At 60.1% G+C, this 25271-nt stretch carries 27 protein-coding genes; 16 read left to right on the top strand and 11 right to left on the bottom strand.

Features of this window, described 5'->3' with window-relative positions:
- The first annotated feature begins 58 nt into the window (after positions 1 to 58).
- The 4 genes from rloA to pabB all read left to right on the top strand — a co-directional run bounded on the left by rloA (position 59) and on the right by pabB (position 4779).
- Positions 59 to 595: a retropepsin-like aspartic peptidase RloA gene (gene rloA / locus ACIPQ1_RS20125; protein ID WP_053186065.1), complete on the top strand. Its 537-nt coding sequence runs from the start codon at positions 59 to 61 to the stop codon at positions 593 to 595.
- Positions 596 to 600: 5 nt separating this feature from the next.
- Entirely contained in the window at positions 601 to 2133 is a 1533-nt protein-coding gene (gene rloB / locus ACIPQ1_RS20130) for an osmotic stress tolerance membrane protein RloB (RefSeq protein WP_186709676.1), read from the top strand.
- Entirely contained in the window at positions 2133 to 3119 is a 987-nt protein-coding gene (locus ACIPQ1_RS20135) for an alpha-L-glutamate ligase-like protein (RefSeq protein ID WP_446534678.1), read from the top strand. Before rloB ends, ACIPQ1_RS20135 begins: the two co-directional genes overlap by 1 nt.
- 316 nt (positions 3120 to 3435) lie before the next feature.
- Positions 3436 to 4779 (top strand): aminodeoxychorismate synthase component I, encoded by a 1344-nt coding sequence (gene pabB / locus ACIPQ1_RS20140; RefSeq protein WP_446534679.1) that lies wholly within the window; start codon positions 3436 to 3438, stop codon positions 4777 to 4779.
- A gap of 57 nt (positions 4780 to 4836) precedes the next feature.
- Here the strand turns inward: pabB and thrH are convergent, their stop codons facing one another.
- Positions 4837 to 5454, bottom strand: a complete 618-nt coding sequence (thrH, locus tag ACIPQ1_RS20145) for a bifunctional phosphoserine phosphatase/homoserine phosphotransferase ThrH (protein WP_411385233.1) — start codon at positions 5452 to 5454, stop codon at positions 4837 to 4839.
- Positions 5455 to 5627: 173 nt separating this feature from the next.
- Here thrH and ACIPQ1_RS20150 point away from each other — a divergent pair, with 173 nt between their 5' ends.
- The 3 genes from ACIPQ1_RS20150 to ACIPQ1_RS20160 all read left to right on the top strand — a co-directional run bounded on the left by ACIPQ1_RS20150 (position 5628) and on the right by ACIPQ1_RS20160 (position 9139).
- Entirely contained in the window at positions 5628 to 6371 is a 744-nt protein-coding gene (locus ACIPQ1_RS20150) for a phosphoadenylyl-sulfate reductase (RefSeq protein WP_207966986.1), read from the top strand.
- A gap of 452 nt (positions 6372 to 6823) precedes the next feature.
- The gene (locus ACIPQ1_RS20155) at positions 6824 to 8350 is read left to right on the top strand and encodes an NCS1 family nucleobase:cation symporter-1 (protein WP_446534680.1); all 1527 of its coding nucleotides are present in this window, start codon (positions 6824 to 6826) and stop codon (positions 8348 to 8350) included.
- Between the two features lie 60 nt (positions 8351 to 8410).
- Complete coding sequence (locus ACIPQ1_RS20160) at positions 8411 to 9139, top strand: aspartate/glutamate racemase family protein (RefSeq protein WP_060741345.1); 729 nt, start codon at positions 8411 to 8413, stop codon at positions 9137 to 9139.
- 146 nt (positions 9140 to 9285) lie between these two features.
- Here ACIPQ1_RS20160 and ACIPQ1_RS20165 read toward each other — a convergent pair whose 3' ends face one another.
- A complete protein-coding gene (locus ACIPQ1_RS20165) occupies positions 9286 to 10209 on the bottom strand; it encodes a LysR family transcriptional regulator (protein ID WP_411385235.1) in 924 nt (307 codons plus the stop codon).
- Positions 10210 to 10334: 125 nt separating this feature from the next.
- Here ACIPQ1_RS20165 and ACIPQ1_RS20170 point away from each other — a divergent pair, with 125 nt between their 5' ends.
- Positions 10335 to 11081 carry a 3-oxoacyl-ACP reductase family protein gene (locus tag ACIPQ1_RS20170; protein ID WP_446534681.1) on the top strand — a complete coding sequence of 249 codons (747 nt, stop codon included), beginning with the start codon at positions 10335 to 10337 and terminating at the stop codon, positions 11079 to 11081.
- Positions 11082 to 11168: 87 nt separating this feature from the next.
- Here the strand turns inward: ACIPQ1_RS20170 and ACIPQ1_RS20175 are convergent, their stop codons facing one another.
- The 6 genes from ACIPQ1_RS20175 to ACIPQ1_RS20200 all read right to left on the bottom strand — a co-directional run bounded on the left by ACIPQ1_RS20175 (position 11169) and on the right by ACIPQ1_RS20200 (position 16801).
- On the bottom strand, positions 11169 to 11864 hold the full coding sequence (locus tag ACIPQ1_RS20175) for an HAD-IA family hydrolase (RefSeq protein ID WP_411385237.1): 696 nt from the start codon (positions 11862 to 11864) through the stop codon (positions 11169 to 11171).
- A gap of 263 nt (positions 11865 to 12127) precedes the next feature.
- Positions 12128 to 12511: a hypothetical protein gene (locus tag ACIPQ1_RS20180; protein WP_411385238.1), complete on the bottom strand. Its 384-nt coding sequence runs from the start codon at positions 12509 to 12511 to the stop codon at positions 12128 to 12130.
- An 88-nt stretch (positions 12512 to 12599) separates the two neighbouring features.
- Entirely contained in the window at positions 12600 to 12800 is a 201-nt protein-coding gene (locus ACIPQ1_RS20185) for a hypothetical protein (RefSeq protein WP_250964984.1), read from the bottom strand.
- A gap of 69 nt (positions 12801 to 12869) precedes the next feature.
- The gene (locus tag ACIPQ1_RS20190; protein WP_163006860.1) at positions 12870 to 13043 is read right to left on the bottom strand and encodes a hypothetical protein; all 174 of its coding nucleotides are present in this window, start codon (positions 13041 to 13043) and stop codon (positions 12870 to 12872) included.
- 387 nt (positions 13044 to 13430) lie between these two features.
- The gene (locus ACIPQ1_RS20195; RefSeq protein WP_411385239.1) at positions 13431 to 13841 is read right to left on the bottom strand and encodes a glycine zipper domain-containing protein; all 411 of its coding nucleotides are present in this window, start codon (positions 13839 to 13841) and stop codon (positions 13431 to 13433) included.
- A 770-nt stretch (positions 13842 to 14611) separates the two neighbouring features.
- The gene (locus ACIPQ1_RS20200) at positions 14612 to 16801 is read right to left on the bottom strand and encodes a response regulator (RefSeq protein ID WP_446534682.1); all 2190 of its coding nucleotides are present in this window, start codon (positions 16799 to 16801) and stop codon (positions 14612 to 14614) included.
- A gap of 397 nt (positions 16802 to 17198) precedes the next feature.
- Here ACIPQ1_RS20200 and ACIPQ1_RS20205 point away from each other — a divergent pair, with 397 nt between their 5' ends.
- From ACIPQ1_RS20205 to ACIPQ1_RS20215, 3 genes are all read left to right on the top strand, one after another.
- The gene (locus tag ACIPQ1_RS20205; RefSeq protein WP_058544244.1) at positions 17199 to 17477 is read left to right on the top strand and encodes a hypothetical protein; all 279 of its coding nucleotides are present in this window, start codon (positions 17199 to 17201) and stop codon (positions 17475 to 17477) included.
- A gap of 375 nt (positions 17478 to 17852) precedes the next feature.
- Positions 17853 to 18908 carry an alpha/beta hydrolase family protein gene (locus ACIPQ1_RS20210; RefSeq protein ID WP_446534727.1) on the top strand — a complete coding sequence of 352 codons (1056 nt, stop codon included), beginning with the start codon at positions 17853 to 17855 and terminating at the stop codon, positions 18906 to 18908.
- A gap of 74 nt (positions 18909 to 18982) precedes the next feature.
- Positions 18983 to 19552: a DJ-1/PfpI family protein gene (locus ACIPQ1_RS20215; protein WP_446534683.1), complete on the top strand. Its 570-nt coding sequence runs from the start codon at positions 18983 to 18985 to the stop codon at positions 19550 to 19552.
- An 83-nt stretch (positions 19553 to 19635) separates the two neighbouring features.
- Here the strand turns inward: ACIPQ1_RS20215 and ACIPQ1_RS20220 are convergent, their stop codons facing one another.
- On the bottom strand, positions 19636 to 20139 hold the full coding sequence (locus ACIPQ1_RS20220) for an Lrp/AsnC family transcriptional regulator (RefSeq protein WP_446534684.1): 504 nt from the start codon (positions 20137 to 20139) through the stop codon (positions 19636 to 19638).
- A gap of 131 nt (positions 20140 to 20270) precedes the next feature.
- Here ACIPQ1_RS20220 and ACIPQ1_RS20225 point away from each other — a divergent pair, with 131 nt between their 5' ends.
- The 3 genes from ACIPQ1_RS20225 to ACIPQ1_RS20235 all read left to right on the top strand — a co-directional run bounded on the left by ACIPQ1_RS20225 (position 20271) and on the right by ACIPQ1_RS20235 (position 22938).
- Entirely contained in the window at positions 20271 to 21731 is a 1461-nt protein-coding gene (locus ACIPQ1_RS20225; protein WP_446534685.1) for an L-lactate permease, read from the top strand.
- 118 nt (positions 21732 to 21849) lie between these two features.
- A complete protein-coding gene (locus tag ACIPQ1_RS20230) occupies positions 21850 to 22242 on the top strand; it encodes a hypothetical protein (RefSeq protein ID WP_411385244.1) in 393 nt (130 codons plus the stop codon).
- Positions 22243 to 22257: 15 nt separating this feature from the next.
- Positions 22258 to 22938, top strand: coding sequence for an HD domain-containing protein (locus ACIPQ1_RS20235; protein WP_446534686.1), 681 nt, complete (start codon positions 22258 to 22260; stop codon positions 22936 to 22938).
- Positions 22939 to 22967: 29 nt separating this feature from the next.
- Here ACIPQ1_RS20235 and ACIPQ1_RS20240 read toward each other — a convergent pair whose 3' ends face one another.
- Together ACIPQ1_RS20240 and ACIPQ1_RS20245 are read right to left on the bottom strand one after the other, a co-directional pair.
- Entirely contained in the window at positions 22968 to 23513 is a 546-nt protein-coding gene (locus ACIPQ1_RS20240) for an NADAR family protein (RefSeq protein ID WP_446534687.1), read from the bottom strand.
- Between the two features lie 350 nt (positions 23514 to 23863).
- Complete coding sequence (locus ACIPQ1_RS20245; protein WP_446534688.1) at positions 23864 to 24487, bottom strand: SMI1/KNR4 family protein; 624 nt, start codon at positions 24485 to 24487, stop codon at positions 23864 to 23866.
- 72 nt (positions 24488 to 24559) lie between these two features.
- Between ACIPQ1_RS20245 and ACIPQ1_RS20250 the strand changes: the two genes are divergently transcribed.
- A complete protein-coding gene (locus ACIPQ1_RS20250; RefSeq protein WP_446534689.1) occupies positions 24560 to 25015 on the top strand; it encodes an N-acetyltransferase family protein in 456 nt (151 codons plus the stop codon).
- 35 nt (positions 25016 to 25050) lie between these two features.
- Positions 25051 to 25245 (top strand): hypothetical protein, encoded by a 195-nt coding sequence (locus ACIPQ1_RS20255; protein WP_250964969.1) that lies wholly within the window; start codon positions 25051 to 25053, stop codon positions 25243 to 25245.
- Positions 25246 to 25271: the final 26 nt, after the last annotated feature.

Consider the following 25271-nt stretch of genomic DNA (forward strand, 5'->3'; position numbering starts at 1 on the left):
GCTTGTGCAGTAATGCCAGGGCCTGAACCGATAAACGGAACGCTGCGCACCAGGATCTATGACACTCAAGCCCTTATCTGCTGCTTTCTATTTCATGTGCCTGCCGGGGCTTGCCGTGGCGGGTGAAAAAACCGTGTACGGCCTTAACGAATATGCCGCCCTGCAGGGCATCGACCTGGAGGTCGCCGCCAAGCTGGACACCGGCGCCAAGACCGCCTCACTCAGTGCCCGGGACATCAAGCGCTTCAAGCGCAATGGCGAATCCTGGGTGCGCTTTTACCTGGCCATCGACGCGGCCCACTCGCACCCCATCGAACGTCCGCTGGCCCGAGTCAGCAAGATCAAGCGCCGCGCCGGTGACTACGACCCGGAAGAAGGCAAGAAATACACGGCCCGGCCGGTCATCGAACTGGACATCTGCATGGGCTCGGCCCTGCGCAGCATCGAAGTGAACCTGACCGACCGCAGCGCCTTCCAATACCCGTTGCTGATCGGTTCCGAGGCGCTCAAGCGCTTCGACGCGCTGGTCGACCCCAGTCTTAAATACGCTGCCGGCAAACCCGCCTGCGCCAATGCCGCTCAAACCGCAGAGTAATTCCAATGCGCTCCCTTACCCTCCATTTGAAAATGCTGATCGCCATCCTGGTGGTGCTGGGCCTGTCGGTAACGGCCTATCAGATTTTCGTGCTCGGCATCCCGGTCACCGAAGACGCCACCGACGACTTGTGGAACATCGACGCCAAGGTCGAATTCGTGCCCAACGCCAAGGATCCGGTGAAGATCCAGATGTTCGTGCCGCCCCTGAGCCGCGACTACGTGAGCCTCAACGAGAGTTTCATTTCCAATAACTACGGTGTGGCGGTGAACCGGGTCGACGGCAACCGCAAGGTGACCTGGTCGGCCCGTCGCGCCAAGGGCAACCAGACCCTTTATTACCGCCTGGTGCTGACCAAGCGCTACAGCGCCGAGAAAACCAAGGTCAAGGGTCCGACCTTCCGCGACAGCATCGCCGTCGAAGGCCCGGAAAAACTCGCAGCCGAAGCCCTGCTCGCACCGATCCGCCAGCACTCGGCCGACGTCGAGACGTTCATCAGCGAAGCGATCAAGCGGGTCAACAACCTCAACGACGACAACGTCAAGCTGTTGCTGGCCGGTGATCCTTCGTCGGCCAACAAGGCGCGCATCGTCGAATTGGTGCTGTCCATCGCCCACGTGCCGGTGGAAAAGGTCCACACCATCCGCCTGGTGGCCGACCAGCCGCAGACACCTGAGTTGTGGCTGCGCAGTTTCAACGGCACCGACTGGCTGTATTTCAACCCGGACTCCGGCGAACAGGGCCTGCCCACCGACCGCCTGCTGTGGTGGACCGGCGACGAGAACCTGATCACCGTCGATGGCGGCAAGAAAGCCACCGTCACCTTCAGCATGAACAACAGCGAAATGAACGCCATTCGCCTGGCCAAGCTGACGGACGAGAACACCGACGCCAACTTCCTCGAATATTCCCTCTACGGCCTGCCGCTGCAGACCCAGCAAACCTTCATGATCATGGTGATGATCCCGATTGGCGTGCTGGTGATCCTGGTGCTGCGCAACCTGATCGGCCTGCAAACCCTGGGGACCTTCACCCCGGTGCTGATCGCCCTCGCCTTCCGCGAAACCCAACTGGGCTTCGGCATCATCCTGTTCACGGTGATCACCACGCTGGGCCTGTCGCTGCGTTCGTACCTGGAGCACCTCAAGCTGCAGATGCTGCCGAGGCTCTCGGTGGTGCTGACGTTCGTGGTGGTGCTGATCGCCGCCATCAGCCTGTTCAGCCATAAGCTGGGCCTGGAGCGCGGCTTGTCGGTGGCGCTGTTCCCAATGGTGATCCTGACCATGACCATCGAACGCCTGTCCATCACCTGGGAAGAGCGCGGCGCCGGCCACGCGATGAAAGTCGCCATCGGCACCCTGTTCGCCGCGTCCCTGGCGCACCTGATCATGAGCGTGCCGGAACTGGTCTACTTCGTGTTCACCTTCCCGGCGATCCTGCTGATCCTGGTGGGCTTCATGCTGGCCATGGGTCGTTATCGCGGCTACCGCCTGACCGAGTTGGTGCGGTTCAAGGCCTTCCTCAAGGCAGACTCCTGATGTTCGGCTTCTGGAAGACCTGGAAGGCCCTGGAAGCCCGGGGCATCATGGGCATCAACCGGCGTAATGCCGACTACGTGCTCAAGTACAACAAGCGCAGCCTGTACCCCATCGTCGATGACAAGATCATCACCAAGGAACGGGCCATCGCCGCCGGCATCCATGTGCCGGAGCTGTACGGGGTGATCTCCACCGAGAAGGAAATCGACAAGCTCGACGAGATCATCGGCGGGCGCACCGACTTCGTCATCAAGCCAGCCCAGGGCGCGGGCGGCGACGGCATCATCGTCATCGCCGACCGCTTCGAAGGTCGCTACCGCACGGTGTCCGGCAAGATCATCAGCCATGAGGAGATCGAGCACCATGTCTCCAGCATCCTCACTGGCCTGTATTCCTTGGGCGGTCACCGTGACCGGGCGCTGATCGAGTACCGCGTGACGCCGGACCAGATCTTCAAGAGCATCAGCTACGAAGGCGTGCCGGACATCCGCATCATCGTGCTGATGGGCTATCCGGTGATGGCCATGCTGCGCTTGCCGACCCGTCAGTCCGGCGGCAAGGCCAACCTGCACCAGGGCGCCATCGGCGTCGGCGTCGACCTCGCCACCGGCCTGACCCTGCGCGGCACCTGGCTGAACAACATCATCACCAAACACCCCGACACCACCAACGCGGTGGACGGCGTGCAACTGCCCTACTGGGACGGCTTCATGAAACTGGCCGCCGGTTGCTATGAACTGTGCGGGCTGGGCTACATCGGCGTCGACATGGTGCTGGACCAGGAGAAAGGGCCGTTGATCCTGGAACTGAACGCCCGCCCGGGCCTGAACATCCAGATCGCCAACGATTGCGGCCTGACCTTGCGCACCCACGCGGTGGAAGCCCGCCTGGAAGAACTCCAGGCCCGCGGCATTATCGAAACCGCGCAAGAGCGCGTGGCGTTTGCCCAGGAGTTGTTTGGGCATATTCCGCCGGTTGAGGGTTGAAGCTGATACTTGAGCCTGAGGCTTGATGGCTAATGCTGAGATTTGAAGGCTGAATGAGGTTAAGGGTTAAAACCTGTGGCGAGGGAGCTTGCTCCCGCTGGGTTGCGCAGCAACCCCAAAGCCCAGCACCTCGGTGTATCAGAATGATCGCGCTCAACTGCCCAGGGGGCCGCTTCGCAGCCCAGCGGGAGCAAGCTCCCTCGCCACGGGTCTCATTGAAGCTTCAGACCTGTTCAATACCGACATCCCTCTAGGAGCAAATCCTACAGGGGATTACAATCGCTCCCCCGCCTGAACGGCCGACCCACCCCCGCCCATGCCAACCTGCTCCGTACACCCGTTGCCCTACCGCGCCAACCCCGCCGAATACTTCGCGGCGATCCGTCATGCCCCCGGCAGCGTGCTGCTCGACAGTGGCCGGCCAAGCGCCGAGCGTGGGCGTTACGACCTGCTCAGCGCCTGGCCGCTTACGCAACTGACGGTGCTGCCAGACGAGAGCGGCAGCGATTTCCTGCAACGCCTGCGTACTCATCTGACGCAACTGGGCGACGCGGTACTGCCGGCCACGGTGCAATTGCCCTTCGCCGGCGGCCTGATCGGCTACTTGAGCTACGACTTCGGCCGACACCTCGAAACCCTGCCGTCCCACGCCCAGGATGACTTGCAACTGCCCGACGCACGTTTCGGCGTGTACGACTGGGCGCTGGTCAGCGACCATCAGGCGGGCACCAGCCAACTGGTGTTCCACCCCCATTGTGGCGAAGGCGAACGCCAGCGCCTGATCACATTGTTCAGCCAGCCGACCCCGGCGCCCGTTCTGCCGTTCAGCCTTGAAGGACCGATGACGCCGGACCTCAGCGCCGACGCCTATCGACAGGCGTTCGAACGCATCCAGGCGTATATCCAGGCCGGCGACTGCTACCAGGTCAACTTTGCCCAACGCTTTCGCGCCCCTTGCCAGGGTGATGCCTGGGCCGCTTACCAGGCGCTGCGGGCGGCGTGCCCGACGCCATTTTCCGGTTTCCAGAGCCTGCCGGAGGGCGGTGCGGTGCTGAGCCTGTCCCCGGAGCGCTTCGTCAAGGTCAGCGAAAGCCACGTCGAAACCCGTCCGATCAAGGGCACCCGCCCTCGTGGCACAACGCCCGAGGACGACGCGGCCCACGCCGCCGAGCTGCTGGCCAGCCCCAAGGACCGGGCGGAAAACCTGATGATCGTCGACCTGCTGCGCAACGACCTGGGCCGCACCTGCCGCATCGGATCGGTGCGGGTGCCGGAGTTGTTCAGCCTGGAAAGCTACCCCAACGTGCATCACCTGGTCAGCAGCGTGACGGGCGAACTGGCTGTGGATAAGGACGCCCTGGACCTGATCGCTGGCAGCTTCCCCGGAGGTTCGATCACCGGCGCGCCGAAAATCCGCGCCATGCAAATCATTGACGAACTCGAACCGACCCGGCGCGGGCTGTATTGCGGCTCGTTGCTGTACCTGGATGTGCGCGGGGAAATGGACAGTTCCATCGCCATCCGCAGTTTGCTGGTCAAGGATGGGCAGGTGTGCTGTTGGGGCGGTGGCGGGATTGTCGCGGACTCGGATTGGGAGGCGGAGTATCAGGAGTCGATTACCAAGGTGAAAGTGCTGCTGGAAACCTTGCAGAACCTCTAAAGCATCGCGGGCAAGCCTTGCTCCCACAGGTCCTGTGCCTGTCCAGGTCTAACTGGCTTACAGGTTGAGATTGCGGTTCGAAGCCTTGATGAATTCCTGCTTCAACTCGGCAAACGTGTGCACCGCCGGGAATTGCGGGAATTCACGGATCACATTCTCAGGCGCATGGAACAGAATCCCGGCGTCGGCTTCGCCCAGCATCGTGGTGTCGTTGTAGGAATCCCCTGCCGCAATCACCCGGTAGTACAGGCTCTTGAAGGCCAGGACCGACTGGCGCTTGGGATCTTTCTGACGCAACTGGTAGCCGGTCACCCGCCCGCCGTCATCGGTGATCAGGCGATGGCAGAGCAAGGTGGGGAAGCCCAGCTGGCGCATCAGCGGTTGGGAAAACTCGTAGAACGTGTCGGACAGAATCACCACCTGGAAGCGCTCGCGCAGCCAGTCGACGAACTCGATGGCACCGTCCAGCGGCTTGAGGGTGGCGATGACTTCCTGGATATCGGAGAGCTTGAGGCCATGCTCGTCGAGGATGCGCAACCGTTGCTTCATCAGCACATCGTAGTCGGGAATGTCCCGAGTGGTTGCCCTGAGGGATTCAATCCCGGTTTTTTCAGCGAAGGCGATCCAGATCTCCGGGACCAGCACACCTTCCAAATCGAGACAGGCAATTTCCACAAGACACTCCCATTTTTTTGATGTTTATCGGTTGAGCGAACAAAAGGCCTGCCGACTCTAGCCATTCGTCGAAGCCCGCGCAACGCACAGGGACGCGCCAGCCCCGACAGCTTTTGTTACCATCAGCCCCATATAGAGCGCCCAGCGCCACCGACCTGTAGGAAACCGCCCTGATGAGCCCATCGTTTGACGTCGTGGAACTCGCCACGACCTATGCCAACAAGTCCCCGCAGGACATCCTCAAGCTGGCTTTCGCCGAATTCGGCGATGACCTGTGGTTATCCTTCAGCGGCGCCGAAGACGTGGTGCTGGTGGACATGGCCTGGAAACTGAACAAGAACGTCAAGGTGTTCAGCCTCGACACCGGTCGCCTGCACCCGGAGACCTATCGGTTCATCGACCAGGTGCGCGAGCACTACAAGATCGACATCGAACTGGTGTCGCCGGACCACACGAAACTTGAACCCTTCGTGAAGGAAAAAGGCCTGTTCAGTTTCTACAAGGACGGTCATGGCGAGTGCTGCGGCATCCGCAAGATCGAGCCGCTGCGGCGCAAACTGACCGATGTCCGCGCCTGGGCTACCGGCCAGCGCCGCGACCAGAGCCCCGGCACCCGCAGCCAGGTGGCGGTGCTGGAAATCGACACGGCGTTCTCTACCCCCGAGCGCACCCTGTACAAGTTCAACCCCCTGTCGCAGATGACCAGCGAAGAAGTCTGGGGCTACATCCGCATGCTCGAGCTGCCTTACAACAGCCTGCATGAACGCGGCTTCATCAGCATTGGCTGCGAACCTTGCACCCGCCCGGTGCTGCCGAACCAACACGAGCGCGAAGGTCGCTGGTGGTGGGAAGAAGCCACGCAGAAAGAATGCGGGCTGCACGCCGGCAACATCATCGCCAAATCCAAGGCCGTCTAAGCAAGCGCCGGACCCTGTACACAAAAATGTCACCACAAGTGCCATTTTTGTGTGCACTTAATCCGAAACTGCCCCGAAAGGTTACACCTTCCTTCCCGCGTTATCTGCTCTCCCTTCTTCACTGGCGTTCGCCAAAAAATAAATACCTGTTTAAACGGTCAGTTTTAAATCACGGCATTTCAGTTACTTATTTAAAACCCATAACAAAACGAAATTAGTGCTCCAACGGATAGATCCGTAAGTGGCATAAATCTGGCTTGAGTCGACAAGTGTTTTGTATACAACATTTATAAAACATACACACACTTTAGATCGGCAAGCCTGAAGCGCCCTATCCCGTACAGGCTGCAGATGCCCCGTAACCAATGATGCTCGCCCGCCGCGACGAAGATTTGTCGAGCCTCGCGCTCATGCACAGTCATCGCTGCGCCGAGAATCAGGAGCCTGCCGGAATGCGTACAAGTCTCTCCAATAACATCGCGCTGGATCTGCCCTCCTCCACCCCTGCCCTCGAAGACCACACCGCGTCCCTGGCGCTGAGCCCGAGGCTGCACAACAAGGACCTGGCGCCGACCAAGGCCGAAGGCCGCCGCTGGGGCCGCTACAGCATCTTTGCCTTGTGGACCAACGACGTGCACAACATCGCCAACTACTCCTTCGCCATCGGCCTCTATGCCTTGGGCCTGGGTGGCTGGCAAATCTTGCTGTCCCTGGGGATCGGCGCGGCGCTGGTGTATGGCTTCATGAACCTGTCCGGCTACATGGGGCAGAAAACCGGGGTGCCGTTCCCGGTGATCAGCCGGATCAGCTTCGGCATCCACGGCGCGCAGATTCCTGCATTGATCAGGGCCGTCATCGCCATTGCCTGGTTTGGGATCCAGACCTACCTGGCGTCAGTGGTGTTCCGCGTGTTGCTGGTGGCGATCCACCCGGGATTCGCCGACTACGACCGCGACTCGATCCTCGGCCTGTCGAGCCTGGGCTGGGTGTGTTTCGTGGCGATCTGGTTCGTGCAACTGGTGATCCTGGCCTACGGCATGGAGATGGTGCGCCGCTATGAAGGTTTTGCTGGCCCGGTGATCCTGGTGACCGTCGCGGCTCTCGCCGGGTGGATGTACACCCAGGCCGGCGCCACCATCGCTTGGTCGATCCGCGAGCCGCTGACCGGTGGCGAAATGTGGCGCAATATCTTTGCCGGTGGCGCCCTGTGGCTGTCGATCTACGGCACCTTGATTCTCAACTTCTGTGACTTCGCCCGCTCCTCGCCGTGCCGTCGGACCATCATCGTCGGCAATTTCTGGGGCCTGCCGGTGAACATCCTGGTGTTTGCCGGGATCACCATCCTGCTCTGCGGCGCACAATTCCAGATCAACGGGCAGATCATTGAAAGCCCGACCCAGGTCATCGCCTCGATCCCCAACACGTTCTTCCTCGTGCTCGGCTGCCTGGCCTTCCTGATCGTCACCGTGGCGGTGAACATCATGGCCAACTTCGTCGCCCCGGCCTTTGTCCTCAGCAACCTGGCGCCCAAGTACCTGACCTTCCGCCGCGCCGGGCTGATCAGCGCCGCCATCGCCGTGCTGATCCTGCCGTGGAACCTCTACAACAGCCCGCTGGTGATCGTGTACTTCCTGTCCGGCCTCGGTGCCCTGCTCGGGCCGCTGTACGGGGTGATCATGGTCGACTACTGGCTGCTGCGAAAAGGCCGCATCAACGTGCCGCAACTGTACAGCGAGGACCCAAACGGTGCGTATTTCTACAGCAACGGGGTCAACCTGCGTGCCGTGGCGGCATTCATTCCAGCCGCGCTGATCGCCATCATCCTGGCCCTGGTGCCCGGTTTTGACGCCGTCTCACCGTTTTCCTGGCTGATTGGCGCTTCGATTGCAGGGTTGTTGTACCTGATCATCGCCAAGCGCCAGCCGTATTACGAGGACGTCAGCGGTGAGTCCATCGCTGTGGATAACGTTCATCATTGATCGCCCGAACGGCCCGCCCGGTTCGGGCCGCTTACTTTTGTGTGTTAAGGAGGACAGCTCATGCGAATTCTCGTGGTCAACGTCAACACCACCGAATCCATCACCCAAGCCATCGCCCGCCAGGCCCAGGCCGTCGCCGCGCCGGGCACCGAGATCGTCGGGCTCACGCCGCATTTCGGCGCTGATTCCATCGAGGGCAATTTTGAAAGCTACCTGGCGGCCATCGCGGTGATGGACCGGGTGATGTCCTACGACCAGCCGTTCGACGCGGTGATCCAGGCCGGCTATGGCGAACATGGCCGCGAAGGCCTGCAGGAACTGCTGAACGTGCCGGTGGTGGACATCACCGATGCGGGCGCCAGCACGGCCATGTTCCTCGGCCATGCCTATTCGGTGGTTACCACCCTGGACCGCACCGTGCCGCTGATCGAAGACCGGCTCAAGCTGTCCGGCCTGTTCGACCGCTGCGCCTCGGTACGGGCCAGTGGCCTGGCGGTGCTGGAGCTTGAGCAGGATCCGCAGCGGGCGGTTGAAGCCATCGTCCGGCAGGCCGAGCTGGCAGTCAGCCAGGACAAGGCCGAAGTGATCTGCCTGGGCTGTGGCGGCATGGCCGGACTCGATGAACAGATTCGCCAGCGCACCGGGGTGCCGGTGGTCGATGGGGTGACGGCGGCGGTGACCATTGCCGAATCGCTGGTGCGGTTGGGGTTGTCGACGTCGAAAGTGCGCACCTATGCGACGCCGCGGCCCAAGACCATCATTGGCTGGCCGGGGCGGTTTGGGCGGTGAGTGCATGACTTTAGACCGCATCGCCCCCTTCGCGAGCAGGCTCGCTCCCACACTGGTTTTGTAGTGACCACACATGTTGTGATCATCAAAAAAACCTGTGGGAGCGAGCCTGCTCGCGAAGGGGGCGATGCGGTCCAGAGCCTGCCTCAAACCGCACTAAACCGCCGCGCCAACCCCTGCTCGGCAAACTGCTCGATGATGAAATCGACGAACGCCCGGGTCTTGCCCGGCAGCAACTTGTGCTCGGCGTAGTAGATGGAGATGTTGCCGTCGTCGACGTACCAGTCCGGCAATACCCGCTGCAGCGCCCCGTTTTCCAGAAAGGGAACGGCGATCGGCATGCTCACCAGACCGATGCCAAGGCCTTGGGCCGCGGCCGCGCAGTCGGCTTCCGAATCACTCATGGTCATGCGCGTCTTGAGCGTCAACGGACTATGTTCGCGGCTGCGGCTGGTCAACTGCCAGGAACGCACGCGCCCGGTTTGTGGCGAGCGAATCAGGATGCCCTGGTGCTGTGACAGATCTTCCGGCTCTTTCACCGCGGCATGGGTTTGCAGGTAGTCCGTGGAAGCCACCAGCACCCGATGGGCCACCGTCAACTTGCGCGCCACCACGCCCTGGGGCAGCTCGAAACCGCCGCCGATGGCGGCATCGAAGCCTTGGCCGATCAGGTCCACCTGGCGATTATCGAAATGCCAATCCGGGTTGATCGCTGGGTAGCGCCGCAGAAACTTCCCCAGCAATGGCACGACATACAATCGACCGAACGCCGTGCCCATGCTCACCTTCAGCGTCCCCGCCGGTTGCCCACCAGCGCTGGCCAGGTTGGCGACAGCGTTCTGGATGGTGTTGAAGCTGCTGCCGACCTCCGTCAAGAACAACTGGCCGGCTTCGGTCAGCCGCAGGCTGCGGGTGCTGCGCTGGAACAGGCGTACGCCCATTCGCGCCTCCAGCTTGGCGACGCTTTTACCCACCGCCGCCGGGGTCACGCTCAAGCGTCGCGCCGCCTCGGCAAAGCTGCCGACTTCGGCGCTGCGCACAAAGCATTCGATACTGTTGAAGGTCTCCATGGGCGCCACTCTAAACTTTTGGTTTAGACAGACTATAGCAATGACGGTCTACACACCCCATGACCGCTTCTTGATACTCGCTCCATCACCGCGGCATCTCGCCCCGGCACACTTTGGAGAACATCATGAGTAACCCAGCACTGAACGGTAAAGTCGCCTTGGTCCAAGGCGGTTCGCGTGGCATCGGCGCCGCCATCGTCAAACGCCTCGCGGCAGAAGGCGCCGCCGTGGCCTTCACCTATGTCAGCTCCGGCGCGAAATCTGAAGAACTGCAGAACAGCATCACCGCAGCGGGCGGCAAGGCCCTGGCGATCAAGGCGGACAGCGCCGATGCCGACGCCGTGCGTAACGCCGTCGCCGCCACCGTCGAGGCGTTTGGCCGACTGGACATCCTGGTCAACAATGCGGGCGTGCTGGCCATGGGGCCGCTGGATGAATTCAAACTCGAAGATTTCGACCAGACCCTGGCCGTCAACGTGCGCAGCGTGTTCGTCGCCACTCAGGCGGCAGCGCGGCACATGACCGAAGGCGGTCGAATCATCAACATCGGCAGCACCAATGCCGACCGCATGCCCTTCGCTGGCGGCGCCACGTACGCCATGAGTAAATCGGCGCTGGTCGGCCTGACCAAAGGCCTGGCCCGTGACCTCGGCCCGCGCGGCATCACCGTCAACAACGTGCAGCCCGGCCCGGTGGACACCGACATGAACCCGGCCGACAGCGACTTCGCCTCCAGCCTGATGTCGCTGATGGCCGTCGGCCGCTACGGCAACGTCGATGAAATCGCCAGTTTCGTCGCCTACCTGGCCGGGCCGGAAGCCGGTTACATCACCGGTGCCAGCCTGACCATCGACGGTGGTTTCGGCGCCTGATCCAGGCATGAAAAAACGCCGGTCATGGCTTCATCCCATGTGGCGAGGGAGCTTGCTCCCGCTGGGCCGCGCAGCGGCCCCTTTTTTTCAGGCCCACTCCAGTTCCGGCAAACCGCAAAGGCTTGGCTGGAACATCCTCAAGGAGCGGATGATCCCGTCGGCATGGGCATATTTTTCGTCTGCCATGGCCGAATCCGGAATGGCAATGGCGGTCATGCCGGCCGCTTTCGCGGCCGTCACGCCGAACGGGGAATCCTCGAACACCAGGCAATCGCGCGGCTCGACACCCAGGCGCCGGGCGGCGGTGAGGAAGATATCCGGTGCCGGTTTTGCCGCGCCGACCTCGGGGTCGTCCGCCGTCACGATGCAATCGAACAGCGCGAACCAGTCCCGGTGCAAGGTGGTTTTCAGCTCGAACGTAGGGCTCGACGAACTGGTCCCCACCGCTATCGGAATGTTGTGGGCCTTCAGATGCCGCACCAGCTCCTCGGCGCCGGGCATGCCCAGGGCGTGAGGAAAACGCTCGCGCATCAAGGGCTCGCGGATGACCAGGAATTCCTGGGGCGTGATCGGTAATTCCAGCGCCTGGACGACGTAATTGGCCAGGTCCACGGCCCCGCGTCCGATGATGTTCTGTTTGACGCTCCAATCGAACGTGCGCCCGTAGCGCTCGGCGATGATGGAAGTCACCTCGGTGTAGATCCCCTCGGTGTCCAACAACAGCCCGTCCATGTCGAAAATCACAGCCTTGATCGGGCCAAACTCTTTCAGCGGTGCATTCATCGCATCTGATCCGTTATCAACACAACATTCCAGGGATGGCTCAGGTGCGGCCAGGGTAGCGTGTTTGCCTTAAAGGATTCAGCAGAATAACGAAGGGGGCTTGGAACCGGCAATGGGAAATCCATGGACGGGTTTTGTGGCGAGGGAGCTTGCTCCCGCTCGGTTGCGCAGCGACCGTAAGATCGTGGGGCTGCTTCGCACCCCAGCGGGAGCAAGCTCCCTCGCCACAAAAAAGCGGATCGGTTTGGATGAGGATGCAGCGGTTATTGACCCGAGCTGCCGGAGCCGCCCGATCCCGAGCCGCTGCCGCCCGAGCTGCCACCGCTGTCGCTGGTACCGGTTCCTCCGCTGGTGCCACCACCGGCGTCGGCACCGCCCATCGTGCTGCCGCCACTCGTCGAACCGCTGCCCGTGCCGGGGCTGGTACTGCTGCCGCTGGCATCGCCGCCATTGCCACCACCGACGGAGCCTGGGGGCAAGGCGTTACCACTGGCACCGGACGTTGAGCCAGCCTCCATTTCCGAAGAAGGTGGCATCCCGCCCTTGTCCACGGGAGGCGTGCCGCTGGAAGATTGTGCGAAAGCGGCCAACGAACTGACGGAAAGAATCCCGGCGAGTGTCAGCGCTGTCATGTTGGACTTCATCATGGTGAGTCTCCTTTTCAAGGTACTTACCTGATGTGTGGCATGCGTGAAGGGTCGATGGTGCCACTGGATCGACGGGCGGGGCTGTCGATCAGCTCGGCTTGCCGGAGGCGTCATCACCGGCGATGTCCGGATCATCCGGGGTCGCCTCGACATCTTCATCGTCGCTGGGCACCTGCTCGACGCCCGCTTCGTCATCGGGCGGCAACTGGTCGCGGCTCAGCGGGTTGGTCGGCGACGGCAGCGGGTATTCCGGGGTTTCGTCGTTGGGGGCGTGGGAATCGGCAGTCATACAACCTCCTGGCAGGTGAGCGCACCTGTTCTGCAGCTTAAAGAACGCGGGCGATCCGTTTGAGGGCTTTCATTTGTAGGATTCGTCCTCAAGTTCAGCGTCCTCATCGTCGAGCAAGGGCACTTGGGCGTCGTCCATCAGGGAACCGGGGTCTTCGTTGCCTGGGTCGTTGAGGCCTGGATCATTGATGAAGGGAACGCCCGTCGGGCCTTTTTCTTCCTTGCCTTCAGTTTCCGGCGTCATGACACACCTCGCGATTGCTGATGGATGTATGAATTTGAGGCGGGGGGGCGGCAATCGTTCCCCTGTGTGGGAGCGGGCTTGCGCGCGAAGGCGGTGTCACAGTCGATGACGATGTCGGATGTGCTGGCCTCTTCGCGAGCAAGCTCGCTCCCACAGGTTTTTGTGTCGTACGCAAATGTTACGAACACCCCAAATCCCCTGTGGGAGCGAGCTTGCTCGCGATGGCGGTGGTGCTGTTACACAGCGGCTGGCGCTGTCTGTTGCCCTTGCTTCAGGCATCAAAAGAAGCCCAAAAAAACGGCGCTTCTCATTTCTGAAAGAAGCGCCGTTTTTTCTAGTTGAACAGCATCACGGCATGAGGCCGGGTCCATTCATCCAAGCATCCGCTTAGCGATGCTTTCTCTTGTGCTTGTGCTTCTTGCCACCAGAGTGACCGTCGTTGTCATTGGACAGGTTGCTGCCCAACGCGCCGCCCGCCGCGCCGCCGATACCTGCGCCGACGGTGGAGCCGGTGGAGCCGCCCAGGCGGTTACCGACAATCGAGCCACCGGCCGAGCCCAGGCCACCGCCGATGGCGGCTTCCGTGCGGCTGCCTTTGCGCGCGCCCACGGCGCTACCGGCTGCGCCGCCGACACCGGCGCCAATCGCGGCGCCTGTGCTGCCGCCCATCTGCTGGCCGACCACGTTGCCCAACACACCGCCCAGACCACCGCCGACCGCGGCGGTACCGTCGCCGGCAGCCATCGCGCCCTGGGCAACCACTAACCCCAGTAACAAGGTGGACAAAGTCAAACGCATGATAGAGACCTCAAGAATGCCGCTTCGGGGAGAAATGGCCGATGCGTGCGGGCGCGAGTTTACGCCACACCACGTCAGCCATGACGGTTGGACAACGAAACGGCGGATTATTTTATGACAGGCAAAAAAAAGCCCGCTGGGGAAACGGGCAGGTACTGCTTTCTAACGGATGAGCTCAGAGTACGTACCTGCTTGTGAAAGAAACGTGAAAGGAACCGCGGTTTGAGAAAAGATGAAAAATATTTATGTAAAGACCGGGATATCCTTGTAGGAGCTGCCGAAGGCTGCGATCTTTTGATCTTTGATCTATCGCTTGAGACTCAATTGTCTGGGGAAAGATCGCAGCCTCGTTGCACTCGACAGCTCCTACGCAGCTCCCACACAGCTCCTATGCGGCCCGGCGGGAACGATCTCTGGCCACGACTTGTCGTCACTTCTTGACCGGAACCCTGGGCAAAAACTTGGACTTCTCCCCTCGCTGCACTTTGGCCACCTTCGTCCTGATGGACTTGATCGGTTCATCGCCAAAGTCTGCATGGTAAGTCGACTGGCCACACTGCAACCCTTCATTGATCGGATATGTGGCTCCGTGCTCCTCGCTGTACGGTGTTCCCATTGCCTTTCCCCTTTCATTGAGGTCCATACCGGCAACAACCGGTTGCCTGACAATATCGACCTTCACGAGTGAGACTAGTCGGTCATCAACAGACTGTTGATTCAACAACACCCTTCGCCGACGAATGGAACCCACTGTTTCAGAAAGGAAACACTCATTCAGCGCCCAGCATCGTCCGGTTCAAAATCCGGGAAACCTGATCGGCGGAATAGGGTTTGGACAAGAACTCGAAGCCCTCATGACCGCTGTGGGCCAACTCTTCGCTGTAACCAGAAGTCAGCACCACCGGCAGGTCCGGGCGACGCTGGCGCAGTTCTCTCGCCAGGGCAATCCCACTGATGCCGGGCATCACCACGTCAGAAAATATCGCGTCGAACGCCATCGCATCCTGGCCGACCATCTCCAGCGCTTCTTCGGCGTTGGTCGCCCAGGCGGTTTCGTAGCCCAGGTCCTGGAGGATCTGGTTGGCAAAACGCCCCACCTCCAAATTGTCTTCCACGACCAGCACCCGACGCTTGCCCTTTTCCAGCACCAGGTGTGTATGTTCCTCCTTGACCGGCTCGTGGTTTTTCTCAGGCTCCACTTCCGGAAGGTACAAGGTAAACACCGTCCCTTCGCCCACCACGGTCGAAACATCGACGTTGCCACCGGACTGCTTGGCAAAGCCAAACACCTGGGACAACCCCAGCCCCGTGCCCTTGCCCACTTCCTTGGTGGTGAAGAAGGGTTCGAAGATGTGCTCGAGCACTTGCGCGTCAATACCCGTACCCGTATCAGCCAAGGCAATGGCAGCAAAGGATTGCCCGGCCCCGGCATGACCACGGATCGGCGGCATGCCACCGCCGCAGCTGAGCCGCAGCCACAGCGTGCCCTGGCCATTCATGGCATCCCGGGCGTTGAGGGCCATGTTGATCAGCGCCGTCTCGAACTGGCTCAAATCCGCACGGATGTAACAGGGCCGGTCGCACAACTCGACGTTGACCTGGATCCGCGCCCCCGTGACGGTTTGCAGCATGTCCCCCAGGCTCTGCACTAGCTTGCCCACGTCAATGACTTGCGGCTTCAAGGGCTGGCGCCGGGCAAACGCGAGCAACTGGCTGGTCAACTTGGAGGCGCGCTCCACCGTTTCGGACACCGCCGTCATGTAGCGTTGCCGGCGATCGTCGGACAGGTTGGGCATGCGCAGGAAATCGACCGAAGAACGGATGATTGTCAGCAAATTGTTGAAGTCATGGGCCACGCCGCCGGTGAGCTGGCCGATGGCTTCGAGCTTTTGCGACTGACGCAGCGCCGCTTCGGTCTGCTGTAACCGGGTGGTGCGTTCCTCGACCCGCTCCTCCAACGTCGCGTTCAACTCGGCCAGGGCCGCCAGGCCTTCGCGCACAGCGGCGTCGGCACGGGCGCGCTCAATGTGGGCCCAGGAGCGCTCGGTGACTTCCATCAGCAGCGCCAGATCGTTGGACGACCAGATCCGCGGCGTCTTGTCGTGAATAGCCATCAGCGCGGTCAATCGCCCACCCTTGATCAACGGCACGCAAATGGTCGCCGCGATGCCAAGGGCCTGGAACGCCGCCGCTTCCTCCGGCGGCAGCTCCTTGAGATTATCGTTGAGCACCAGCGGCTTGCCGGCCCGCAGATTCGTGACCGCCAGTCGGCCAAAATCAGCCAGCCGATAGTGCCCAAGAATATGCGGCGAGCCCACCCGGGCCCAATCGCCGCGAATGGTGAAACCGTCCTCGTCCTCATCCATGTCGGCGTAGGCACAATTGGACAGGTTCAAGTGCGCCGCCAGGATCCGCGTGGTGGTCGCCATGATGGCCTGCGGGTCGGTGGCATTTGCCACGGCGGTGCCGATGGCATCCAACACCGCCAGCCGCTGGGTCATGAACACCGTGGAAGTGGTCTCGGTGACCGTGTCCAGCATGCCCACCACCGTGCCGAACTGGTCACGGATGGGGCTGTAGCAGAACGTGAAATAGGCCTGTTCAGGACCCTCGCCGCGCTCGATGATCAGGGGGAAGTTCTCTATATAAGTGGCTTGCCCCTCGAAGGCGGCCTGCACGATCGGCCCGATATCGCGCCAGACCTCCTGCCACACCTCATCGAACCCCCGCCCCAGCGCCTCGGGCTTGCTGCCGAGGATCGGCAGGAATGCATCGTTGTACACCGTGATCAGGTCTGGCCCCCACACGATGGCCTGGGGAAAATGCGAGGCCAGGCTCAGCGCCACGGTGGTCTTCAACACATCGGGCCACTGCCCTGGCGGCCCAAGCGATGTCTCCTCCCAAGGATGGCGGCGGACCCGTTCAGCCATTTCTCCGTAGCTCTGGAGCCAATCTGTCATGCGTTCGATCCTTCTGAGACGCCAATACCAACGAGGGGAAAGCTTGTGACCCCAGGCAGGGCCGTATTATCCCGCGCGGGGTGGGAATGCGCGATTGGAATGTGGGATGCGTCGGGGGGTAAATGGGGGGTAACGGGCAGATAGTGGCGATGAGGCTACAGAAATATCCTACAAATCGTTGTGTTTTGGCCGGATGTACGTGAGGGGCTTACCTGGTTGTAAGACTTACAGCTCAGATACTCAGGGCTATGGCAACGTCCTACATATGATTGGGAATCCCCTTCCCTATCAATCCCTTGCGTATTTTTTGCGGTGGCGACTATAGTCTTGGCGTCGCCCAAATGGTGGCCGGGTTTGGCGACCCGCAGTGGGCAAAACTATCCAGTGGAGCTTACTTATGAATCAATACATGGGCCTTACCAGCAACGCCGACGATCAACCCCTCTACGTCGACACCACCGCCCCGCTACACATCCTGCTCGACTCAGCCGCCTACCGAATCCGTGCCGCCACCCAGTTCCTGGAGAACTTGGCGATGCGTGATGAACTGACCATCGACCCCGCGACCCTTCAGGACCTGGCACAACTGTGCTGCATCCCACTGCGCGATGGGTGCGACGTGATGGATGTGATTGCCCGACGATTGGATGCAGCACCGGCCGGTTCCACTTTATAAGCCTGCCAATCGACAACCCCGTGGCGAGGGAACTTGCTCCCGCTGGGCTGCGCAGCGGCCCCTTTTGTGAGCGCTACGCACTCAAGCGGGAGCAAGCTCCCTCGCCACAAAAGAAAACAGCTCCATGCCAGGGTCTGGCTGTGGTAGAGAACTCCCCAATGACGCAAACCGCTACCGACAATGAAAAAGACGCGCCAAGAAATGTAGTGGCGTTGCGCAATATTCGTATGGACACCGGTGATAACTTCTCCCTCTCGGAGTGTGCCTTCGCGCTAGTTTCTCGGGTCGATGAAAGTTATGCACTGCGGTTCGAATCTGAGCTTTAATGCCGGGGCTTATCGACAGCCCATTCGTCTAATCAAGGAAGAAACGACATTGAAAACAGCTCTCGGCGCCCTGTTGTTGGCTTGCCTGACAACGACCGCATTTGCTGACGAAAACCCCGTCGGCTTCCAATCCTCCACCCTGCCGGACCCACACAATGGCCGCGCCCTAGAGATGGTCGTCTGGTACCCCAGCGCAACCACCGCGACCCCGCAATTGATCGCCGATAACGCGGTGTTCGTCGGCGCGGCGGCCGTGCGTAACGCGCCGCCCACTGCCGGCGAACATCCACTGGTGGTGCTCTCCCACGGCTACAGGGGTAACTGGAGCAACCAGATCTGGCTGGCCAGCGCCTTGGCCCGGAAGGGTTACATCGTCGCCGCCATCAACCACCCCGGCAGCACCACCCATGACCGCAGCCCGCAAGCAGCGGCGCAGCTATGGCAGCGGCCCGTTGACCTGCGCCGAGCCATCGATGCGGTCACAACTCAACCGGAAAAATTTGGCCGCGTCGCCAATGGCCGAATTGCAGCCGTGGGCCATTCACTCGGCGGCTGGACTGCCCTGGAAATCGCCGGCGCTCGCTTCGACCCAGAGCGCTTCGCCCAAGACTGCAAAGCCCATTCGCAGTTATCCAGTTGCACCGTTTACCAACAGATGAACCCCGCCAGCACCTCGGAAGCAAAGGCCGAGCTGGCCACTGATTGGCGTGACAAACGTGTTACCTCGGTGGTGACATTGGACCTCGGCCTTTCACGGGGCCTGACCGATGAAAGCCTGGCCGCGCTGCCTGTTCCCGCCCTGGTGATCGCGGCCGGCGTGCCGTCGCGAAAGCTTCCTGCTGAGTTGGAGTCTGCCAACCTGGCCAAGCGTCTGCCCCAGGCGTCAAGCCGTTACGTTGAGATCAAAGACGCGAGCCATTTCAGCTTTATGTCGATGTGTAAGCCGGGTGCGGAGGAAATGCTTGAAGAGGAAGTGCCAGGCGATGGGATCATTTGTCGGGATGGTGATGGCGGTCGTGCTCGGGGGGTGATTCAGCAGCAGGTTGTATCGCTGATCGCGGAGTTTCTGGCGCAACCATCTACAGACAAAAAAGACAGTTTGTAACGAGTAGTACTGAGTTGCTGCGGCTTAACAAAATGCCGAGGGAGGCATTTGGCATTCATGGAGGATTGTGACTGATGGCACGCGTGGGTTTGATACTGACAGCCGGTTTTGCGGACTGGGAATATGCTTTCATCGCTGGAACTGCGTCCCCTTTTTACGGAATCGACGTCAGGTTTTTTGCGCCTGCTACGGGACAGTTCCGCTCCCAGGGTGGATTGGCCGTAACGGTTGATAGCAGTTTGCAAGAATGTCTGAACTGGAAACCAGACGTTGTCGTCGTCATTGGAGGAATGGCCTGGGAACGTGCAGAAGCGCCCGATATTCGCGATTTCCTTCAGGCGAGTCGATCAAGTGGAGCGACAATTGCCGGCATCTGCGGAGGAACGCTGGCACTGGCCAGGGCCGGGCTTCTCGACAGGGTTCCTCATACCTCGAACAGCGCCGACTTCTTGCAAAAGAATGCCGTGGGTTATGAAGGAAATGAGTTTTATCGAAGCAGCCCAGTAGCTGTGGTTGCGGACCGCATCATCACGGCTCCAGGCCCTGCCCCCGTTAGCTTCACCTGTGCGGTGTTCGAAGGCGCCGGGTTATCTTCAGAGATCATTGCTCAGTTCAGGTCGATGTTGGCAGCGGAACATGGGTAAGCGCTTCGCCCTACGTGAGCGTATGTCAAAATCACGCGCCCGACCCGGCCGGATTTGCTTTATGGAAGTAAAAGTAAATCCCCCTATTCCCTCTCTTTTCCCACCGGCACACTCGGCACATCAAGCCCGACTTTCACCCGGTCCAGCGCCACGATTGTCTTGAACCAGGTCACGTTGGAATTTTCGGCAAACAATCGCCGCGCCAACGCCTGGTATTCGTTCATGCTGGCAACGGTTAACACCAGAACGAAATCCACTTCACCGGTGACGTAATAACACTGCTGAACTTCGGGCACCGCGAAGTGTGCCTTCATCGCCTCAAGTGCCTCGATGCTGGTGCGCTCTGCCATCACTTCCACAATGATCGTGATCGGTCGTCCTACGGCGGTGGGGTCCACGATGGCGACGTTGCCCGTGATGACGCCCCCCGCTTCCATCCGCTTGATACGGCGCTGAACGGCGGCCGTGGAAAGATTGACCTGCTCGGCCATGAGGCGCAGCGGCATCGTGTTGTCGCGCTGGACGAGGTCCAGGATGGCACGGTCGAATTTGTCCAACGATTCAAGTGCAGCGTCGTTTTTTGCCATGGTAAACCCGTGAGAAATTTTCTCGAAAACTAACAGAAAACTGCACCCCTTTATCTAGCCTGGAGAAATATTATCTTTCCAGCAGTCTGCGTACGCAGCCTTGGTCGCAACACACACAGGATATTATCGGCATGCTCGCACTGTTCCATCTCTCCCCTGTCCTGTTGGTGACAGCCATGCTCGTCGTGCTGCGCCGGCCACCCGTGCATGCCGCCATCGCAGGCACTGTATGGGTCATGGTGCTCTGGCTCGCCGGCGCTGCCGACGCGTGGCACCTGGGCAGCATGGTGGCCGCTGCTCAAGATACGGCCGTGCTGTTTGCAAGTACGGCTTTCGTGATCGTTCCAGGCCTGGTTTTTGTGATTTTTATCGAGCGCATGGGTGTCAACCTGGCGCTTAGCCAATGGGTGCGGTCACTGGGGCTTGGGCGCGGCGATCAAGTCGTGTTTATCGTTCTTGGACTGGCACCGTTGCTCGAAGCGATGACCGGCTTCGGCGTGTCGTTGATCGCCACGGTGCCCCTGCTGCTCAGTCTCTTCGAACGTCGGGTCGCGCTACGGATAGCACTGACCGGCATGGCAATCATGCCTTGGGGAACGCTGGGCCTGGCATCGGTCATTGGTGCTTCGTTGGTTCACCTGGACGCAACCGCGCTGGCAGCGACCTCGGCATTGACCAGCGCACCGGTTTTTTTGGTCCTCAGTGCAATCGCGCTATCGCTTGCAGGCGTTCGTGATTCGCGGGAATGGAGGGCGTTGGGCGCTTTCTGGCTGCTGTTCGTGGGCGTGCTTTACGGTGCCAGTCGGTGGCTGGGGCCGGAAGTGGCCGGCGTGGCAGCAGGCCTGGTGACGGCTGCTGCGGTACTCTCTGCTGGGCTGTGGCGCCTGCGCCGCAACGATAGCGAGCGCGGTGCGGTGCAATGGCCGCGTCAGGCATGGCCATATCTGGTCCTGATTGTCTGCATTGTCGCGTTGAAGACGGTGTGGACGATCACCGCTTGGCCAGATCACTGGGTTGTACAGGGCGCCCAGGTCACCTGGAAACCACTCGCCTCACCCGGCCTGGCACTGGTTCTGGTGCTGATCGGGATAGGGTTTCACACGCGCCACACACAACGCCCGGCAGCACTCGACGTCAACCTGCCTGCTGCACTGGTGGCGCGGGCGAAGCGGCCACTGTTGACCATTTTCTTCTTCCTGGCGATGTCGCAGATGATGGTGAAGGCCGGCTTCCTCGCGGGTTTGATGCAACTGCTAGCGGGCCTCTCACCCGCCGCCGCGACGTCGCTGGTGGCCCTGTTTGGCGCGCTGTCAGGCTACATGACCGGGTCGAATGTTGGCGGCAACGCGATCTTCATGCCGGCCATCGCGATGTTGCCGGAATCCTCTCGCCTGTTGTTGGCTGCCGTCCAGAACAGCTCGGCAGGGCATGCTGCGCTGGGCTCGCTGTCGGTTGTCATGCTGATCCTGGGACTTGCCAAGACCCAGACCAAGGAAGAAGGCGAACTGGTAAGGTTTGGCTTCACGCTGGTCTGTCTCAATACCGTGTTAGTCGCGTTGGGCGCGGCGTTGCTGAGTGGGTGGTTTGGATAGTGGGGTGTTGGCAAGTGGGCCCCCTTCTGCACTTTTTCCAATCCCCTTGTTCATGTCTCTTTCCCAATAGTTTCTGACTTAACTATCCTACGCCTCCACCCCAAACGGATTCGCCACGATGTATCTGCGCTCAAGCTTCTTGTTGTGCCTGTGCCTTTTCAGCAGCCTGAGCCAGGCCGCTGTTAACTGTTCGGCCCTGGCGGAAAAGATCTCCGGGACGGTGCCGGAGTTTCATCCGTCGGTGCAAGGCAAAGTCATTGGCACCGGACGCCTGCATTTCCACGAAGCGCCCGATGAAGCCTGTGCCAATAAGAAGATTTTCGTCATACCCGGCGACTCCCTCACCGTTTACTCCAACCTTGAAGACGAATCATGGCTGGAAGTGAACTTCATCGCCAAGAGCGGCGACGACTATACCGGTTGGGTAAAGGCTGATCGGGTCGAGATTGGCGCACCTTACGGAGCGCCAGCAGACGATACCGACGACGCGCCGGCGGGTGATGCTCAATAAAGTGGAGAAGAAACAATGACGAGTCCACCAGACGGGAACGGTCTACTCCTGGCCAGTACGAACGACAATATGGCTGATGGCATCGGTTTCGCCGCCTGGGCTCGCGTCTGGAAGGCGCTTGGCATCAGAGACGCGTCACGCGAAACGTACGAAGAGCTCATTAGACACTACGGCGAGCCGCACCGCGCGTACCACAACCTGCAGCATCTGAAGGAATGCCTTCATATGCGCCGATACATCAACGCGGCCTGCCAGGCCCCCGCAGAAGTCGACCTCGCGTTATGGTTCCATGACGCGATCTACGACCCCCTTCGCAGCGACAACGAGTTGCGCAGTGCGCAATGGTTGGACGACGTGGCACGCGATAGCGGCCTGGACGATGAAACGCGACGCAGGCTTTACGATCTGGTGATGGTGACGCGACACGACGGTGTCCCGGCAACGGCAGACGAAGCGGTCTTGGTGGACACGGACCTGGCGATCCTTGGAGCATCGTTCGAGCGGTTCGAGGAATACGACCAACAAATTCGCCGCGAGTATCAGTTTGTGCCTCTGCCTGTGTACCGCCAAAAGCGGCGCCAGGTCCTTGAAGGCTTCCTGGCGCGTGGACGGATCTATACGACCGCAGCGTACTTCGATGCGTTTGAGCAGCAGGCGCGCGCGAATCTTGCACGCGCTATCGACCGTCTCGACTGAGGACTGAATTCAAGCGGCGGAGGGATAACTTACTCCCCGTCCCGCACCTGCATCAGCGCAAACCCCAGTAGATTCAAGCCTTTCCACAGATTCGGATTGTTCGCATCCGCGTTGTCCTGTGCGAGCCCTATACCCCAGATGTTATCAACCGGGCTGGCTTCGACAATAACGCTCGAACCGGTTTGTAGAAGATATTCGTTCAACTGCGGATTCTGAGAGAACTTGGCCTGGTTCGCTCGAACGACGATGTCGTATCGGTGTTGCAGCCAAACCTGATCATTGAAGCCACGCACGTTGCGGCCCAGTGCTTTGGCGGCATTAGGAGTAGGAGCGTGGAGCACCTGCGCACGAATTTCCTGATCGCCGAACAAGGCCGCTTTCTCGGCCATCATGAAGTGTTCGGCTGTCGGGTAATGTTGCCCCTCGACAATGAACCCGGCCTCGAACCATTGGCTGAAGCACGAAGCCGTAACGGCAATTTTGCTGCGCTGGTGCCCCCAGAAAAACGTAAACTTCAGATGTTCTCCAGAGTTGAAACGGGCACACAGTTCTTTCACATGTTCAGAGTCGTTCAATGAGATGTCCTTGCTGACTGAAGATCGAAGTTACAGCTACTGTGCTGACCAAGGCCGCTTCGTGTCTATAGCTCCCACTTGCATCGCTCATAGCCTATCGAAAGTTAACATTGTTGCCTGAAGCCTTAGGCAAGACAGCCAAGATAATTCTGCTCGAATCAACAGGTCGTCTTTACCTATTTCTCTGCTTCCCGATGAGGGCCGGCTTTATCTGGAAGCATCGCCAAAATCCGCAGTCTTTAAAAAAGCTACGAACGCCCGTAATGCTGCCGATTGGTGGCGACGACTTGGGAAGTAGAGGTAAACAGCCTCCAGGGGACAAGACCGGAATTCAGCCACCCAATCAGTCTTCAAATCAACCGATCCAAAACCCTCACATTCCACAATTCCCGATACCGCTCCCGCCACCCCGGGCTCCCCTTATCCAACCACTCCAACGTCGCCTCGATACTCTCAGGGCTGATCATGAAGTGATTGATATGCTCCTCGATCCGCTCTTCCGATAAATGCAGCGAATCCAGATAACCGTTGAAAGAATCCGCCAACACCACGTACTCATCGCCCTGCTGACGGCGCCCGGTCCACGCGGGCAAGCCCGCCACCATCGCCGCCACGTCCTGGCGCCCTTCCCGCACATCCAGCAGCAAGATACTCGCGCCGCCGTCGCGACCTATCGGCAACACTCCCGTCTCGGGGAAGCCGGGCTGGGCCCGCAGTTGCTCCAGTTCAAAGGGGTTGGATTCATACTCTTTGTCCGGGTCCAGCCCGTACAGCGAAAAGCTGAGCAATTCCTCATCGCCATTGGCGAGCGTGGCCAACACATCGTATTCCACGTAGGCGCCGTTGCAGGTCTTGAGAAACTGGAGATAGTCGTCCGGCAGGCGGGCTCCCAGGCTGGCTTCCAATTGTGCGATGGCACGGTCGGTGGCGCCTTCACGGGTGTCTTCGAGGATGAGTCCGCGATAATCAGTCATTACGCCTTCCGTTTTGGTCAGTGAGGCCGAATCCTTCTATGCTCAAGCGACTATGCGCAAGGAGCAACCTTAATGGACTACCTGATTCGAAACGCTATGGCCACCGATGCCCCGGCCATCAGTCAAACGATCATCAATGCCCTGCGCCAGTCCAACGCCCAAGACTACTCACCCGAAATTATCGATCAAGTGGCGCAAAATTTTTCCCCGCCGGCAATTCTTCAATTGTTGGCTCAACGCCAGATACTCGTAGCCACAGTCGACAATCATATCGTTGCAACGGCGAGTCTCGATCAAGACGTGGTCCGAAGCGTGTTTGTCGACCCGAGCTATCAAGGGAAGGGTCTCGGAAGACACCTGATGGCGAGGATTCAATCGATCGCCATCAACGCAGGTCTGAACCTGCTGCGGGTCCCCTCTTCAATCACCGCAGAAGGCTTTTATGCTTCGCTTGGCTTTGAAAAAGTCCGGGATGAGTTCCACAAATCAGAGCGCACGATCATCATGACGAAAACCTTGGACCCGTAGCACTGCAGCGTCCAAGAAGATGCCAGGACCAAAGCATGGATCATATTTTTGATTTCTTATTGAACGTGTTGGCTCATCGGATTGGCGTTTACATACTTCGTTTACTCAGTGGCGGTCGTTTCAAGGGAGAGAGCGGTTTTGCCTGGGGTTGGGCACTCGCCGTCGGCAGCTTGGTGATGTTTGCGCCGTTCGTGATTTTCATAGCCTTGCTCATCTATGCCAGCGGGTGAGTTGATGAATATTGAAAATGAAGTGA

This window comes from Pseudomonas sp. LARHCG127 (assembly GCF_052871455.1).

Coding starts and splice junctions, on each gene's coding strand:
- rloA (WP_053186065.1), top strand. CDS start 59: ATGACACTCAAGCCCTTATCTGCTGCTTTCTATTTCATGTGCCTGCCG.
- rloB (WP_186709676.1), top strand. CDS start 601: ATGCGCTCCCTTACCCTCCATTTGAAAATGCTGATCGCCATCCTGGTG.
- ACIPQ1_RS20135 (WP_446534678.1), top strand. CDS start 2,133: ATGTTCGGCTTCTGGAAGACCTGGAAGGCCCTGGAAGCCCGGGGCATC.
- pabB (WP_446534679.1), top strand. CDS start 3,436: ATGCCAACCTGCTCCGTACACCCGTTGCCCTACCGCGCCAACCCCGCC.
- ACIPQ1_RS20150 (WP_207966986.1), top strand. CDS start 5,628: ATGAGCCCATCGTTTGACGTCGTGGAACTCGCCACGACCTATGCCAAC.
- ACIPQ1_RS20155 (WP_446534680.1), top strand. CDS start 6,824: ATGCGTACAAGTCTCTCCAATAACATCGCGCTGGATCTGCCCTCCTCC.
- ACIPQ1_RS20160 (WP_060741345.1), top strand. CDS start 8,411: ATGCGAATTCTCGTGGTCAACGTCAACACCACCGAATCCATCACCCAA.
- ACIPQ1_RS20165 (WP_411385235.1), bottom strand. CDS start 10,209: ATGGAGACCTTCAACAGTATCGAATGCTTTGTGCGCAGCGCCGAAGTC.
- ACIPQ1_RS20170 (WP_446534681.1), top strand. CDS start 10,335: ATGAGTAACCCAGCACTGAACGGTAAAGTCGCCTTGGTCCAAGGCGGT.
- ACIPQ1_RS20175 (WP_411385237.1), bottom strand. CDS start 11,864: ATGAATGCACCGCTGAAAGAGTTTGGCCCGATCAAGGCTGTGATTTTC.
- ACIPQ1_RS20180 (WP_411385238.1), bottom strand. CDS start 12,511: ATGATGAAGTCCAACATGACAGCGCTGACACTCGCCGGGATTCTTTCC.
- ACIPQ1_RS20185 (WP_250964984.1), bottom strand. CDS start 12,800: ATGACTGCCGATTCCCACGCCCCCAACGACGAAACCCCGGAATACCCG.
- ACIPQ1_RS20190 (WP_163006860.1), bottom strand. CDS start 13,043: ATGACGCCGGAAACTGAAGGCAAGGAAGAAAAAGGCCCGACGGGCGTT.
- ACIPQ1_RS20195 (WP_411385239.1), bottom strand. CDS start 13,841: ATGCGTTTGACTTTGTCCACCTTGTTACTGGGGTTAGTGGTTGCCCAG.
- ACIPQ1_RS20200 (WP_446534682.1), bottom strand. CDS start 16,801: ATGACAGATTGGCTCCAGAGCTACGGAGAAATGGCTGAACGGGTCCGC.
- ACIPQ1_RS20205 (WP_058544244.1), top strand. CDS start 17,199: ATGAATCAATACATGGGCCTTACCAGCAACGCCGACGATCAACCCCTC.
- ACIPQ1_RS20215 (WP_446534683.1), top strand. CDS start 18,983: ATGGCACGCGTGGGTTTGATACTGACAGCCGGTTTTGCGGACTGGGAA.
- ACIPQ1_RS20220 (WP_446534684.1), bottom strand. CDS start 20,139: ATGGCAAAAAACGACGCTGCACTTGAATCGTTGGACAAATTCGACCGT.
- ACIPQ1_RS20225 (WP_446534685.1), top strand. CDS start 20,271: ATGCTCGCACTGTTCCATCTCTCCCCTGTCCTGTTGGTGACAGCCATG.
- ACIPQ1_RS20230 (WP_411385244.1), top strand. CDS start 21,850: ATGTATCTGCGCTCAAGCTTCTTGTTGTGCCTGTGCCTTTTCAGCAGC.
- ACIPQ1_RS20235 (WP_446534686.1), top strand. CDS start 22,258: ATGACGAGTCCACCAGACGGGAACGGTCTACTCCTGGCCAGTACGAAC.
- ACIPQ1_RS20245 (WP_446534688.1), bottom strand. CDS start 24,487: ATGACTGATTATCGCGGACTCATCCTCGAAGACACCCGTGAAGGCGCC.
- ACIPQ1_RS20250 (WP_446534689.1), top strand. CDS start 24,560: ATGGACTACCTGATTCGAAACGCTATGGCCACCGATGCCCCGGCCATC.
- ACIPQ1_RS20255 (WP_250964969.1), top strand. CDS start 25,051: ATGGATCATATTTTTGATTTCTTATTGAACGTGTTGGCTCATCGGATT.